General features: G+C 66.3%; 15 protein-coding genes. 2 read left to right on the top strand and 13 right to left on the bottom strand.

The genetic code is table 11. From position 1 onward, the window contains the following. Nucleotides 1-39 precede the first annotated feature (39 nt). Nucleotides 40-969 (bottom strand): LysR family transcriptional regulator, encoded by a 930-nt coding sequence (locus ACNFBT_RS09385; RefSeq protein ID WP_416748638.1) that lies wholly within the window; start codon nucleotides 967-969, stop codon nucleotides 40-42. Between the two features lie 92 nt (nucleotides 970-1,061). Here ACNFBT_RS09385 and ACNFBT_RS09380 point away from each other — a divergent pair, with 92 nt between their 5' ends. Then, on the top strand, nucleotides 1,062-1,661 hold the full coding sequence (locus ACNFBT_RS09380; RefSeq protein WP_416748636.1) for a short chain dehydrogenase: 600 nt from the start codon (nucleotides 1,062-1,064) through the stop codon (nucleotides 1,659-1,661). 165 nt (nucleotides 1,662-1,826) lie between these two features. On the opposite strand, the gene ACNFBT_RS09375 is transcribed toward ACNFBT_RS09380, so the two are convergent. Next, nucleotides 1,827-2,225 (bottom strand): DUF488 domain-containing protein, encoded by a 399-nt coding sequence (locus ACNFBT_RS09375; protein ID WP_416748634.1) that lies wholly within the window; start codon nucleotides 2,223-2,225, stop codon nucleotides 1,827-1,829. An 86-nt stretch (nucleotides 2,226-2,311) separates the two neighbouring features. Between ACNFBT_RS09375 and ACNFBT_RS09370 the strand changes: the two genes are divergently transcribed. Further along, nucleotides 2,312-2,980 carry a COG3650 family protein gene (locus ACNFBT_RS09370; protein WP_416748631.1) on the top strand — a complete coding sequence of 223 codons (669 nt, stop codon included), beginning with the start codon at nucleotides 2,312-2,314 and terminating at the stop codon, nucleotides 2,978-2,980. Between the two features lie 16 nt (nucleotides 2,981-2,996). On the opposite strand, the gene ACNFBT_RS09365 is transcribed toward ACNFBT_RS09370, so the two are convergent. The 11 genes from ACNFBT_RS09365 to ACNFBT_RS09315 form a co-directional block, all read right to left on the bottom strand. Beyond that, nucleotides 2,997-3,248, bottom strand: coding sequence for a hypothetical protein (locus tag ACNFBT_RS09365; RefSeq protein ID WP_416748630.1), 252 nt, complete (start codon nucleotides 3,246-3,248; stop codon nucleotides 2,997-2,999). A gap of 13 nt (nucleotides 3,249-3,261) precedes the next feature. Then, nucleotides 3,262-3,951 (bottom strand): aspartate/glutamate racemase family protein, encoded by a 690-nt coding sequence (locus ACNFBT_RS09360; protein ID WP_416748628.1) that lies wholly within the window; start codon nucleotides 3,949-3,951, stop codon nucleotides 3,262-3,264. 4 nt (nucleotides 3,952-3,955) lie between these two features. Beyond that, nucleotides 3,956-5,056 (bottom strand): PLP-dependent cysteine synthase family protein, encoded by a 1,101-nt coding sequence (locus tag ACNFBT_RS09355; protein ID WP_416748626.1) that lies wholly within the window; start codon nucleotides 5,054-5,056, stop codon nucleotides 3,956-3,958. A gap of 27 nt (nucleotides 5,057-5,083) precedes the next feature. After that, nucleotides 5,084-5,989, bottom strand: a complete 906-nt coding sequence (locus ACNFBT_RS09350; protein ID WP_416748624.1) for a DMT family transporter — start codon at nucleotides 5,987-5,989, stop codon at nucleotides 5,084-5,086. 104 nt (nucleotides 5,990-6,093) lie between these two features. Then, nucleotides 6,094-6,492: a hypothetical protein gene (locus ACNFBT_RS09345; protein WP_416748622.1), complete on the bottom strand. Its 399-nt coding sequence runs from the start codon at nucleotides 6,490-6,492 to the stop codon at nucleotides 6,094-6,096. 87 nt (nucleotides 6,493-6,579) lie between these two features. Further along, nucleotides 6,580-6,915 carry a Na+/H+ antiporter subunit G gene (locus tag ACNFBT_RS09340; RefSeq protein ID WP_416748620.1) on the bottom strand — a complete coding sequence of 112 codons (336 nt, stop codon included), beginning with the start codon at nucleotides 6,913-6,915 and terminating at the stop codon, nucleotides 6,580-6,582. Beyond that, a complete protein-coding gene (locus tag ACNFBT_RS09335) occupies nucleotides 6,912-7,181 on the bottom strand; it encodes a K+/H+ antiporter subunit F (RefSeq protein WP_275610656.1) in 270 nt (89 codons plus the stop codon). Before ACNFBT_RS09335 ends, ACNFBT_RS09340 begins: the two co-directional genes overlap by 4 nt. Beyond that, on the bottom strand, nucleotides 7,166-7,666 hold the full coding sequence (locus ACNFBT_RS09330; protein WP_416748618.1) for a Na+/H+ antiporter subunit E: 501 nt from the start codon (nucleotides 7,664-7,666) through the stop codon (nucleotides 7,166-7,168). Before ACNFBT_RS09330 ends, ACNFBT_RS09335 begins: the two co-directional genes overlap by 16 nt. Beyond that, complete coding sequence (locus ACNFBT_RS09325; RefSeq protein WP_416748616.1) at nucleotides 7,663-9,159, bottom strand: monovalent cation/H+ antiporter subunit D; 1,497 nt, start codon at nucleotides 9,157-9,159, stop codon at nucleotides 7,663-7,665. Before ACNFBT_RS09325 ends, ACNFBT_RS09330 begins: the two co-directional genes overlap by 4 nt. Next, nucleotides 9,156-9,488: a Na+/H+ antiporter subunit C gene (locus ACNFBT_RS09320; protein WP_416748614.1), complete on the bottom strand. Its 333-nt coding sequence runs from the start codon at nucleotides 9,486-9,488 to the stop codon at nucleotides 9,156-9,158. The genes ACNFBT_RS09325 and ACNFBT_RS09320 overlap by 4 nt, the downstream gene beginning before the upstream one ends. Beyond that, nucleotides 9,488-12,289, bottom strand: a complete 2,802-nt coding sequence (locus tag ACNFBT_RS09315; RefSeq protein ID WP_416748612.1) for a monovalent cation/H+ antiporter subunit A — start codon at nucleotides 12,287-12,289, stop codon at nucleotides 9,488-9,490. The genes ACNFBT_RS09320 and ACNFBT_RS09315 overlap by 1 nt, the downstream gene beginning before the upstream one ends. Between the last annotated feature and the right edge of the window lie 153 nt (nucleotides 12,290-12,442).

The raw sequence follows: 12,442 nt of genomic DNA, 5'->3' as shown, positions 1-12,442 counted from the left end.
CTCTGAACCAATGCTGAACGAAGCTGAACGAAGTTTCCTTCAGCCTTCCAGCGCGACCAGCTGCTGCCGGCTCTGCTCGAACCAGCGCAGCAGGTAGCCTGCCAGCAGCTGCGTGCGGCGCGGCAGGCGGCCCTGGTACGGATGGATGAGGAACACCGGCTGGCTGCGCGTCTGATAGTCGCGCAGCAGCCAGACCAGTCGTCCTTCAGCCAATTCCTGCTGAATCATGTAGGACGGCAGCCGGCTGATGCCCGCGCCGGCCAAGGCCGCCTTCTTCAGCAAGGTGTAGTGGTTGCTCGCCAGCAGGCCGCTGACCGCCACGCGGAACAGTTCATGATGTCGCTGATAGAGCCAGGTGCCACTGTCCTGGTAATGGGTGTTCTGCAGGCAGGAGTGCCCGGCCAGCTCCTCCGGCGCCTGCGGCACCCCGTGGCGCGCCAGGTAGTCCGGCGTGGCGCAGGTCAGCTCCTGCAAGGCGAACAGCGGCCTGGCCACCACGCGCTCGTCCGCCGCCAGACTGCCGGAGCGGATCGCCAGGTCGAAGCCGTCCGCGACCAGGTCACGCAGGGTATTGGACAGGTCCAGCTCCAGGCGGATCTCCGGGTACTCGCGGGAAAATTCCATCAGCCAGGCATCGAAGAAAGTCTCCCCCAGGGACACCGGCAGGCTCAAGCGCACCGTGCCCCGCGCCTCGTCCTGCAACGCCAGCACCGCCTGCCGCGCCCGCGCCGCCTGGGCATTGAGCGCCTGGGCCTCGGGCAACAGCGCCGCCCCGGCAGCGGTCAGCGACAGGCGCCGCGTGGTGCGGTGCAGCAGGGTCGCGCCCAGCGCCTGTTCCAGCGCCGAGATGCGCTTGGACAACTGCCCCTTGCTGCAGCCCAGGCGCTCCGCCGCGCGGGTGAAACTGCCGCACTCCAGCAGCACGGCGAAGGCGGAGAGGTCTTCCAGATCGCTGGCAATTGTTTCCATATGAAAACCAAAGGTTGTCGATTAGCATGATTATCAAAACAGAATGTCACACTACTCTGAAGCCGTGTTCAACCCAATCCTTCGGAGCCTTCATGAAAATCATCCTGATCGGTGCCAGCGGCACTCTCGGCCAGGCGGTCGCCAACGAACTGGGCCGGCGCCATGAAATCATCCGCGTTGGCCGCAGCAGCGGCGACCTGCGCGTGGACATCACCGACAGCGCCTCGATCCGCGCGCTGTTCGAGCAGACCGGTGGCTTCGACGCCCTGATCAGCGCCGCCGGCAAGGTGCATTTCGGCAAGCTTTCGGAAATGGGCGAAGAGGAAATGGCGATCGGTCTGAAGGACAAGCTGATGGGCCAGGTGAACCTGGTGCTGATTGGCAGCCAGTACGCCAACGACGGTGCCTCCTTCACCCTCACCACCGGCATCCTCAGCGAGCAGCCCATCGTGCTGGGCAGCTCGGCCAGTCTGGTCAACGGCGCGGTGGAAGGCTTCGTGCGCAGCGCCGCCCTGGAGCTGCCGCGCGGCCAGCGGATCAACGCGGTCAGCCCGAACGTGCTGGTGGAATCGATGGAGGGCTACGCGCCGTTCTTCCGTGGTTTCAAGCCGGTGCCGGCCGCCGATGCGGCCCTGGGCTTCGCCCGCAGCGTGGAAGGTGCGCAGACTGGGCAGGTATACAAGATCTGGTAAGCCAAGGGCGCCAAGCGTAGGGCGTACAACCGTTCGCGGTTGTACGCCGATACACCGTGATCCGTAGCGAGTGCCAGGGCCAAGCTCGGAGTACCTCGAGCCCAGGTCAAACGGCGTATAACGTCGAACGTTATACGCCCTACGTTCTCGCGGGCGCCGTACGATCTACTCGGTCTTGCCGGCATAGCAGACGGGCGAACTCCCGTCCCCCTGCTTCTCCAGCTCATCCTCAAGGAAATCAGCCAGCACCTGTGCGTTATTGCGCTCCTCGTCCCTGGCCGCATAGAGCAATGTCAGCGTGCCCTTGCGCGCGAGGTCGAGCAGCCCCATCCAATGCTCAGGATGAGCATTCAGCTCGCGGTGGTAGGCCTGCTGGAAGTCCTCGAACAGACTCGGATCGTGATGGAAACGCTGGCGCAGTTCGTTGGACGGCGAGGCGTCCTTGGCCCACTGCTCCATGTGCAGGTCTTCCTTGCGAATCCCCCGTGGCCACAGGCGGTCCACCAGCACCCGGTGACCATCGTCCTGCGCAGCCGGTTCGTAGGCACGCTTGCAACGAATCATCCGATTTCCTCCCCGGGCCCGGCATTGCCCTTGAGATAGCCGGCTTCGCTGGGTAACGTGGGCCCACTTTAGAGGGAGCCCGTTCCATGCGATCCAGCCGTTTCATTCTGTTCAGCCTGCTGCCCCTGTTCGCTGCCTGCCAGGTGTGGACGCCAAACAAGACCGATCTTAACGCCTCTACCCGCCTGCAAGGCGAACTCAGCCAGCAGGACGGCAAGCTGATGTTCCGCAGCTGCACCGAACAGCGCCGCTTCAGCGTCGACGATAGCGCCAATACCGGTCTGCCCCGCGATGCCAAAAGCCTGTTCGAGGACGGCGCCAGCAAGCTGTTCGTCGATCTGCGCGGCAACTTCAGCGGCAGCTCCGCCGCCGGTACCGACGGCAAGCTGGAAGTGACCAAGGTACTGCGCCTGCAGAACGAAGGCCCCGGCTGCGACGATCCGAACTTCAAGCGCAGCATCGTCCGCGCCCACGGCAACGAGCCGGGCTGGAGCGTACTGATCAACAACCAGGGGCTGCTGCTCGAGCGGCCCGGCAAGGAATCGCTGGTGGTGCCCTACATCGCCGAGGGCCTGCCCAATGGCAGCACCAGCTACTCCAGCGAAGCCAACGGCGAGAAGCTGGAACTCTGGGTCGCTCCGGCACGCTGCCAGGACGGCATGAGCGGCGCACTGACCAGCCTGTCCGCCGAACTGCGGGTGGACAGCCAGGTCATGCAGGGCTGCGCCTACCCGGGCGGCGCCAGCAACGACTGAGACAGCGCGGCGGGGCTCAGAACAGCAGCCCCGCCGCCCTCAAACGCGCCTTGAGTGCGACGAGCCCGCCCTCGTATTCCCAGTAGGCCACCCGGCCGTGGCTGGACGTCACCAGCACATACTTCTCGCTTACCGACTGGATGCGCTCCAGACGCACCAGCTTCTCGACGAACTCCGGCTCGTTGATCTGCTCGACCACCTCACGGTTCTGCTCGTCGTAGCCGTGGACCATGAAAGCCGCACGCACCTTCAGATTGATGAAGCTCATCGGTTCCCCCTGCTCAAAGCGCCCGCTCGGCGGCCCGCCGCGCGTGGATGGCCGTGGTGTCGAACAGCGGCACTGATGCGTCCTGCGGGCCGACCAGCAGGGAAATCTCGGTGCAGCCGAGGATCACCGCCTGCGCGCCGCGCTCCACCAGCGAGGCGATGATGCGCCGGTAGGCCTCGCGCGACTCGTCGCGAATCATCCCCAGGCACAGCTCCTCGTAGATGATCCGGTGCACCACCTGGCGTTCGTCGTCCGAAGGCGTGAGCACTTGCAGGTCGAATTTCTCCTGCAAGCGGTCCTTGTAGAACGCCTGCTCCATGGTGAAGCGCGTGCCCAGCAGGCCGACCCTGGTCACCCCGGCCTCTCGGATCGCCTCGGCGGTCGGGTCGGCGATGTGCAGCAGCGGGATATCCACCGCCGCCTCGATGGCCGGCGCCACCTTGTGCATGGTGTTGGTACAGAGCACCAGGAATTCCGCGCCGGCCGCCCGTAGCGAACGCGCAGCATCCGCCAGGAGCGCCCCGGCGGCGTCCCAGTCGCCGGTGTGCTGCAGGCGCTCGATCTCGTGGAAGTCCACGCTGTACAGCACGATCTTCGCCGAATGCAGGCCACCCAGGCGCTCCTTGATGGTCTGGTTGATCTGCCGGTAATAGGGAATGGTGGATTCCCAGCTCATGCCGCCGATCAGGCCGATGGTCTTCATGGGTTCACTCCAGCCCGCAGTGGGGGACGCTGCCCGGTAGCGCCGCGCCGTGCTCGACGCACTGGCGTACCCCCTCGATCAGCGGGTCGAGGTCGAAGCCCTGGGAGAGCAGCCACAACGGGTTGTAGTAGGTGGTCTCGTAGCGCTCGCCGCTGTCGCAGAGGATCGCCACCACCGAACCGCTTTCGCCGCGCTCCACCATCTCCCGCGCCACCAGCAGCGCACCGATCAGGTTGGTGCCGCTGGAGCCGCCGACATGCCGCCCGAGGCGTCGGGCCAGGTAATGCATGGCCGCCAGCGACAGGTCGTCCGGCACCTGGCAGCAGGCATCGATCACCGTAGGCAGGAACGACGCCTCGACGCGCGGCCGGCCAATGCCCTCGATGCGCGAGCCGTAGCTCAGGGTCAGGTCGCGATCGCCGGTGCGGTAGGACTCGAAGAACACCGAGCGCTCGGCATCGGCGCAGAGCACGCGGGTCTCGTGGCGACGGTAGCGGGCGAATCGGCCCAGAGTGGCGAGGGTGCCGCCAGTGCCCGGGCTGGACACCAGCCAGGATGGCTCGGGGAAACGCTCGTGGCGCATCTGCTGGAAGATCGACTCGGCGATGTTGTTGTTCGCCCGCCAGTCGGTGGCGCGCTCGGCGTAGGTGAACTGGTCCATGAAGTGCCCGCCGGTTTCCTTCGCCAGGCGCTCGGACTCGGCGTAGATCTGCGTCGGGTCATCCACCAGGTGCGCCTGGCCGCCATAGAAGGCGATCTGCGCGATCTTTTCCTTGGAGGTGCTGGAGGGCACCACGGCGATGAAGGGCACGCCGAGCAACCGGGCGAAATAGGCTTCGGAGATGGCCGTGGACCCGCTGGACGCCTCGATCACCGGCGCGCCAGGGCGCAGCCAGCCGTTGCACAGCGCGTAGAGGAACAACGAACGCGCCAGGCGATGCTTGAGGCTGCCGGTGGGATGGCTGGACTCGTCCTTGAAGTACAGGTCAACCCCCGGCAGGCCGGGCATCTCGAGAGGGATCAGGTGGGTATCGGCACTGCGCTGGAAATCCGCCTCGATGATGCGGATCGCCTCGCGGGTCCAGTTACGGTCTTGGGCGGACATGCTGTTACCTCGTCGAATGGCAGAAAGTCAGTCCAGCACACCGGCGGGCGGCGTGGGCGGCGCGCTGCGCCACTGGCTGAGGGCAACCCCGATGAACACCAGCCCGGCAGCCAGCGCCTGCTGGCCACTGAGTACCTCGCCCAGGAACAGGGCGGCGAAGATCAGGGTGAACACCGGGATCAGGTTGATGAAGCCGGTCGCCTGACTCGCCGGCAGGCGGCTGACACCGAAGTTGTACAGACCGTAGGCGCCGACGGTAACCACGCTGCCCAGGTAGATCAGCGCGAACCAGCCGGTCGGTCCGGGCGCCGGCGGCAGGCCCGAAGTCGCCAGCGCCAGGGGCAGGAAGAACAGCGAGCCGATGAAGGCTTGCATGGCGGTCAGGATGAAGGGCGAATAGCGCGACGACAGGTGCTTGAGCAGCAAGGTGTAGCCGGTGGCGCAGAGCATCGCCAGCAGTTCGTAGAAGTTGCCCAGCAGTGGGTTCGGCGCGTGGCCGTTCGATTCGCTGGCCAGGGTCAGCCAGAGCGCGCCGAGCACCGCCAGGGCGAAGCCGAACCAGGTGTTACGGGCGATTTTCTCGTGCAGCAGGAAGAAGGCCCCCACCGCCACCAGCAACGGCAGCAGCGCCGTGATCATGCCGGCCTGGGCGGCGCTGGTGTGCTGCAGCGCCAGGGACTCGAAGATGAAGTACAGGCAAGGCTCGCAGGCGGCGAGCCCGAGCAGCCACTTCCAATCGCCGGCGCGGTAGTCGATGCGCCCGCGCCAGCGCCAGGCGGCGAGGAAGATCAGGCTGCCCAGCACCATACGGGCAAAGATCACCCACATCGCGGGCAATTCCTGGAAGGCGAATTTCAGGGCGATGAAGGAACTGCCCCAGAGCGCCATGGCCAACACCAGACACGCCAGGGCGAACGGCCGGGATTGCTGCACGGGACGCTCCAGTCAAAAGGTCCCCGGAGTATAGGAGGCGCCCGGTGCGGGCCGACAGGTACAGAACGCAGGGGAAACTGTATGGGCCTACGGCAGCTCGGCGATCAGTCCAGACACCGGTAGTGGACCAGGCTGAACTCCGGCCCTTGCTCGTCGGCAAGTTTGGTCACGGTCAGCCGACCCTGTTCGAGGGTGAACACCTGATGCAGCGAGAACTCCCCGTCGGAGGAGCTGACCTGCGAATCGACGCGCCAGCTCTGTCCTCGCTCTCCAGCGGCAATCGCCTGCAGAACGGAAGTCGACTCATAGGACGTGATCTGCCCGGCTTCAATTTTGATCAGCTGTCCGGGGCGATTCTCGCGAGCGACCTTGCAGGATTCGGGGTGATCGGAAATCAGCCACTCCCCGAGAAGGGCCGACGGATAGCTGACTTGTGGGGCGGCCTGGGTCATTTGAACGGTCGTGGCAATGGCCAGGGACAGGAGAGTGAAGGCAGCTTTCATGGAAGGTTTCTCGGGTCAGTAATGCCGTTATCCAAATACAGGGACGGTGCCGGCCAATCCAAGCCCGGTGAGCAAGTCAGGCCGGGGTCACTCCCAAGGCTTCCCCTTGGTCCCCCGCTCCACCGGCGTGCGCTGCTGCATCGCCGCCTTGGCCAGCAGGTGCGCGCTGATCGGCGCGGTGATGAACAGGAACACGGTGATCAGCAACTCGTGCAGGCTGACGCCCTCGCCTCGGGTGCTGAAATACAGCATGGAGGCCAGGATCACCCCGCCAACGCCCAGGGTCGAAGCCTTGGTCGGCGCGTGCAGGCGGGTATAGAAATCCGGCAACCGGTACAGGCCGATGGCGCCGAACAGGGCGAACAGGCTGCCGGCCAGCAACAGCAGGCAGACAAGCGCTTCGATCAGGACTTCTCCACTCATTCGATGATGTCTCCGCGCAGCAGGAACTTGGACAGCGCCACGGTGCTGACGAAGCCCATCACCGCGATCAGCAGCGCCGCCTCGAAGTACAGGCCGGTTCCCTTCCAGATGCCGAACAGCACGATCAGCGCGATGGCCTCGATCGACAAGGTATCCAGCGCCAGGATGCGGTCCGCCGTACCCGGTCCGCGAATCAGCCGCGCCACGGTGAGCAACAGTGCGAGACCGAGGATCGCCAGGCACAGGGGAATCACGTAGCCGAGCATTCGAACACCTCCTTGAGCGGCGCTTCGTAGCGTGCCTTGATGTCCGCCGCCAGGGCCTGCGGGTCCGGCACGTCGAGGCCGTGGACCAGCAGCGTGCGGCGGTCGTCGCTGAGGTCGGCGGACACGGTGCCCGGCGTCAGGGTGATCACGCTGGCGAGAATGGTGATGACCAGGTCGTCGGTGAGCTCCAGCGGAATCTCCACGAAGCCCGGTTGCAACCTGGACTTCGGCCCCAGTACCAGCCTGGCCACCTGCAGGTTGGCCACGACTATGTCGTACAGCACCAGCGCGATGAAACGCAGCAGCAGCCCCGGCCGGCGAATGCGCGGCGCGGACAGCAGCAGGTTGCGGCACAGCAGCGGCAGCGCCAGGCCGAGAGACGCACCGAGCAGCCAGTGGCCGAGGGAGAAATCGTTGACCAGCAGCAGCCAGGTGAACAGCAGAACGGCACTGAGCAGCGGGTGCGGGAGGGCGCGGCGGATCATGCGCCACCTCCCAGCAGGATCGCCTGGCGGTACAGGTCGACGTCCAGCAATTGCGCGGCGGTCGCCTGGGCATAGGCCAGCAGCGGCCGCGCGGCGACCACCATCAGCGGCGCGCTGGCCAGCAGGCCGAAGGTCGCCAGCAGCTTCACCGGCTCGCGCTCGGCGCTGCCCAGCACGGTGCGGCCGGTGCGCCAGAACAGCGTGCTGCCAGCGCGGCTCAAGGCGACTATGGTGACCAGGCCGCTGACCAGCACCACGCTCCACAGGGCGATGGCTTCACTGCCGCCGCTCACCGAGCGCAGCAGCATCAGCTTGCCGAGGAAGCCCGACAGCGGCGGCAGGCCGGCCACGGCGATGGCGCCGAAGAAGAAGGCACCACCGAGCAGGTGCGGTTGCAGCAGCGCCGGGCCCTGCACCAGTCTGCCTGCCTTGTCGCCGCGCTGGCGGGCGATCAGGTCGGCCAGGAGGAACAGGCCACCAGCAACCCAGATGCTGTGCAGCAGGTAGTAGAACGCGGCGGACAACGCCTCCGGCGTGCCCAGGGCGATCGCCGCCAGCAGCGTACCGGCGGAGACCACCACCAGGTACGACAGCAGCCCTTGCAACGTGGTCGCCGCCAGCGCACCCAGCGCCCCGGCAACGATGCCGGCCAGCGCCAGCGGCCACAGCCAGGCCTGGGCCAGGTTCGCCAGCTCACCCGCCTGCTCGCCGAAGATCAGCGTATAGACCCGCAGGATCGAGTAGATGCCCACCTTGGTCATGATCGAGAACAGCGCGGCCACCGGCGCGCTCGCCTCGGCGTAGGCCTTGGGCAGCCAGAAATACAGCGGCAGCAGTGCCGCCTTGAGGCCGAACACCACCAGCAGCAACAGTGCGGCAGCGCGCACCAGCGGCGCCTGTTCGGCACTGAGCTGGGCAACGCGCTCGGCCATGTGCGCCATGTTCAGGGTGCCGGTGACGCCATAGAGCACACCTACCGCAATCAGGAAGAACGCCGAGCCGACGAGGTTGAGCACCACGTAATGCACGCCCGCGCGCACCCGCCCGGCCCCGCCGCCGTGCAACAGCAGCGCGTAGGAGGCGATCAGCAGGATCTCGAAGAACACGAAGAGATTGAACAGGTCGCCGGTAAGGAAGGCCCCGTTCAAACCGAGCAACTGGAACTGGAACAGCGCGTGGAAGCGCTTGCCGCGCCGGTCGTCACCGCGCAGTGCGTAGATCAGCGACAGGCTGGCGAGCAGCGCGGTGGCAGCGAGCAGCAGCGCACTGAGACGGTCAAGCACCAGGATGATGCCGAACGGCGGCTGCCAGTTGCCCAGCGCGTAGAACTGCACTACGCCGCTGTCGGCCTGTTGCAGCAGCACGGCGCAAAGCGGCAGCAACGCCAGGGTCGCGAGCAGCGACAGACCTCGCTGCAGACGCTCGCCCACGAGCAGCAGCGCGCAGCCGGCGAACAGCGGCAGCAGGACCGGAAGAATCAGCCAGTGGTTCATTGACCGCCCTCCCCATTGCCGCCGTCGACATGATCGCCACCCGTCTCGGCCAGCCCGCGCAGGGCCAGCACGATGACGAAGGCCGTCATGGCGAAGCCGATGACGATGGCGGTCAGTACCAGCGCCTGGGGAATCGGGTCACCGGCATCGGCGACCTTGCCGATCACCGCCGGGTCGCCGGCCAACCGGCCCATGGCGAAGAGGAACAGGTTGACCGCGTAGGACAACAGGGTCAGCCCCAGCACCACCGGGAAGGTCCGCGCGCGCAACAGCAGGTAGACGCCGCTGGCGGTCAGCAGGCCGAGAGCGACGGCGAACAGCGCTTCCATCAATGCGCCTCCTTGGACAGCATCGGAGCCTCCGGCGGTGCGCTGACCGAACCGAGGCCCGAAAGGATCAGCAGGGTCGCGCCGACCACCGTGAAGTACACGCCGAGGTCGAAGGACATGGCCGTGGCCAGCTCGATCTCACCCACCAGCGGGATGTTGAAATGGCCGAAGGACGAGGTCAGGAACGGGAAGCCGAAGAACCAGCTGCCCAGACCGGTGAGGCCGGCGATCAGCACGCCGAGCCCGGCCAGGCGTCCGTAGTCCAGTGGCAGGCGCGTGCTCACCCAGCGGCTGCCGCAGGCGATGTACTGCAGGATCAGCGCCACGGAAGTGATCAACCCGGCGATGAAGCCGCCGCCCGGCAGGTTGTGCCCGCGCAGGAAGATGAACACCGAGACCAGCAGCGCCAGCGGCAGCATCAGCCGCGACAGCACGCCAAGGATCGGAGGAAAGCGGTCCGCCGCCCAGGCGCGGCCCTCGTCGTCACGCTCGGCGCGCAGCAGACGCAGGCCGTCGAGCAGTGCGAAGATGCCAACCGCAGCGATCGCCAGCACGGTGATCTCGCCGAGGGTATCGAAGCCCCGGAAGTCGACCAGGATCACGTTCACCACGTTATGCCCGCCACCGCCGGACACGCTGTTTTCCAGGTAGTAGCCGGCGATGCTGTCGTAGGGGCGAGTGAGCACGGCATAGGCCAGCAGGGTCACCATCACCCCCGCGCCAACCGCCACCACGAAGTCACGCAGGCGACGCAGGCTGCTGGAAGACGCAGGCGTGCGCGCCGGCAGGTAGTACAGCGCCAGCATCAGCAGGACCATGGTCACCACTTCCACCGACAGCTGGGTCAGCGCCAGGTCGGGAGCGGCGAAGCGGGCGAAGGCCAGCGCCACCAGCAGACCGGCGATGCTGAGGATGATCAGCGCGGTCAGGCGCTGGCGGTGGAACCACACAGTGAGCGGTCCGCACAGGGCGAGCAGGACCAGCCCGAGCGCCGTGATGCCATCCAGCGGCGCCTGCGCCCGCGTGCCCTCGATGCCCGGCAGCGGCGCGAGACCGGCGAACACCACGACCACGGCCGCCAGCACCAGCAGCATGGCGTAACGCTGCAGCGAGCCGTTCTCGAGGAACCCGGTGACGCGTGCGGCGAAGCGCACCACGCGCTGTACCTGCTGCTCGAACACCAGCTTGGCGTCCATCGCCGGCAACCCGGCATACCAGTCGAACAGCGGCTTGCGCAGCACGTAGAGGAGCACGCCGCCAGCGGTGGCGACGAAGCTCATCGCCAGCGGCGCATTGAAGCCGTGCCAGATCGCCAGGCTGTATTCGGGCAGCGCGCCATTCAGGCTCGATGCGGCGGCGCCGGCCAGCAGCGGGCCGACGATCAGCGACGGCATCACGCCCACCAGCAGGCAGATCAGCACCAGGATTTCCACCGGCACCTTCATGTAGCGCGGCGGCTCGTGGGGGTGCGGATTGGGCAGGTTGACCGGCTCGCCGTTGAAGAACACGTCGTGGATGAAGCGCACCGAATAGCTCACCGAGAACAGCGTGCCCAGCGTCGCCAGGGTCGGGATCAGCCAGTTGAAGCTGCCCATCATGTTCTGCGCCAGGGTCTCGCCGAAGAACATCTCCTTGCTGAGGAAGCCGTTGAGCAGCGGCACGCCGGCCATCGACGCCGAGGCCACCATCGCCAGCACGGCGGTGTGCGGCATGTACTTCCACATGCCGTTGATGCGGCGCATGTCGCGGCTGCCGGTCTCGTGGTCGATGATCCCGGCGGCCATGAACAGCGAGGCCTTGAAGGTGGCGTGGTTGATGATGTGGAAGATCGCCGCGACGTTGGCCAGGGGCGAATCCAGGCCGAACAGCAGGGTGATCAGGCCCAGGTGACTGATGGTCGAGTAGGCCAGCAGGCCCTTGAGGTCGTTCTGGAACAGCGCCATGAAGGCGCCCATCAGCAGGGTCGCAAGGCCGGTGAGGCTGACCAGGTAGAACCACAGGTCATTGCCCGACAACACCGGGTAGAGTCGCGCCAGCAGGAATACGCCGGCCTTCACCATGGTTGCCGAATGCAGGTAGGCGGAGACCGGCGTCGGCGCGGCCATCGCGTGGGGCAGCCAGAAGTGGAACGGGAACTGCGCGGACTTGGTGAACACGCCCAGCAGCACCAGGCACAGCGCCAGCGGGAACAGCGGGCTGGCCTGCAGCGCTTCGCGCGCGCCAAGCACGGTGCTGAGTTCGAAACTGCCGACCACATGGCCGATCAGCAGGATGCCGGCGAGCAGCGCAAGCCCCCCGCCACCGGTGACCGCCAGCGACATGCGTGCGCCCTTGCGGGCATCGGAGCGATGCCCCCAGAAGCCGATGAGCAGGAACGACGACAGGCTGGTCAGCTCCCAGAACACCAGCATCAGCAGCAGGTTCTCGCTCAGCACCACACCGAGCATGGCGCCCATGAACAACAGCAGGAAGGCGAAGAAGCGCCCGGCGGGCTCCTTCTCCGACAGGTAATAGCGGGCGTAGAGGATGACCAGCAGGCCGATGCCGAGGATCAGAAGCGCAAAGAGGAAGCCCAGGCCGTCCAGGCGCAGGCTGAGGTTCAGGCCGAGCTCCGGCAGCCACGGCGCGCTGAAGACCCTGGCTTCACGGCCCAGCACTTCGCGCTGGCTCAACAGCAGGATCAAGCCCGTCAGCGGCACCAGGCCGGTGGCCGCCGCACAGGCGCTACGGCCGAAGCGTTCGCTCAGGAGGGGCAGCAGTACCCCGAAGAAAGGCAGCGCAATGATCAGCGCCAGCATCATGACCCACTCCTATCCGCCGCCGGGCGGCCCCCATACAAACGACCCCGCGCCAAGTGCGCCGGCGTGCGAAGGCCACGATTATCCATATCTATCGATGACGTGTCATGGATTGAAATATTACTAAAATTCAGGCCGCCCGCGCCGGCAGTAACC

Origin of the sequence: Pseudomonas sp. NY15181 (assembly GCF_048068055.1) — a bacterium.
Classification (GTDB): Bacteria; Pseudomonadota; Gammaproteobacteria; order Pseudomonadales; family Pseudomonadaceae; genus Pseudomonas.
Note: the sequence above shows the minus strand (reverse complement) of the source record. Positions and strands in the feature narration are given on the sequence as shown.

Coding starts and splice junctions, on each gene's coding strand:
- ACNFBT_RS09385 (WP_416748638.1), bottom strand. CDS start 969: ATGGAAACAATTGCCAGCGATCTGGAAGACCTCTCCGCCTTCGCCGTG.
- ACNFBT_RS09380 (WP_416748636.1), top strand. CDS start 1,062: ATGAAAATCATCCTGATCGGTGCCAGCGGCACTCTCGGCCAGGCGGTC.
- ACNFBT_RS09375 (WP_416748634.1), bottom strand. CDS start 2,225: ATGATTCGTTGCAAGCGTGCCTACGAACCGGCTGCGCAGGACGATGGT.
- ACNFBT_RS09370 (WP_416748631.1), top strand. CDS start 2,312: ATGCGATCCAGCCGTTTCATTCTGTTCAGCCTGCTGCCCCTGTTCGCT.
- ACNFBT_RS09365 (WP_416748630.1), bottom strand. CDS start 3,248: ATGAGCTTCATCAATCTGAAGGTGCGTGCGGCTTTCATGGTCCACGGC.
- ACNFBT_RS09360 (WP_416748628.1), bottom strand. CDS start 3,951: ATGAAGACCATCGGCCTGATCGGCGGCATGAGCTGGGAATCCACCATT.
- ACNFBT_RS09355 (WP_416748626.1), bottom strand. CDS start 5,056: ATGTCCGCCCAAGACCGTAACTGGACCCGCGAGGCGATCCGCATCATC.
- ACNFBT_RS09345 (WP_416748622.1), bottom strand. CDS start 6,492: ATGAAAGCTGCCTTCACTCTCCTGTCCCTGGCCATTGCCACGACCGTT.
- ACNFBT_RS09340 (WP_416748620.1), bottom strand. CDS start 6,915: ATGAGTGGAGAAGTCCTGATCGAAGCGCTTGTCTGCCTGCTGTTGCTG.
- ACNFBT_RS09335 (WP_275610656.1), bottom strand. CDS start 7,181: ATGCTCGGCTACGTGATTCCCCTGTGCCTGGCGATCCTCGGTCTCGCA.
- ACNFBT_RS09330 (WP_416748618.1), bottom strand. CDS start 7,666: ATGATCCGCCGCGCCCTCCCGCACCCGCTGCTCAGTGCCGTTCTGCTG.
- ACNFBT_RS09325 (WP_416748616.1), bottom strand. CDS start 9,159: ATGAACCACTGGCTGATTCTTCCGGTCCTGCTGCCGCTGTTCGCCGGC.
- ACNFBT_RS09320 (WP_416748614.1), bottom strand. CDS start 9,488: ATGGAAGCGCTGTTCGCCGTCGCTCTCGGCCTGCTGACCGCCAGCGGC.
- ACNFBT_RS09315 (WP_416748612.1), bottom strand. CDS start 12,289: ATGATGCTGGCGCTGATCATTGCGCTGCCTTTCTTCGGGGTACTGCTG.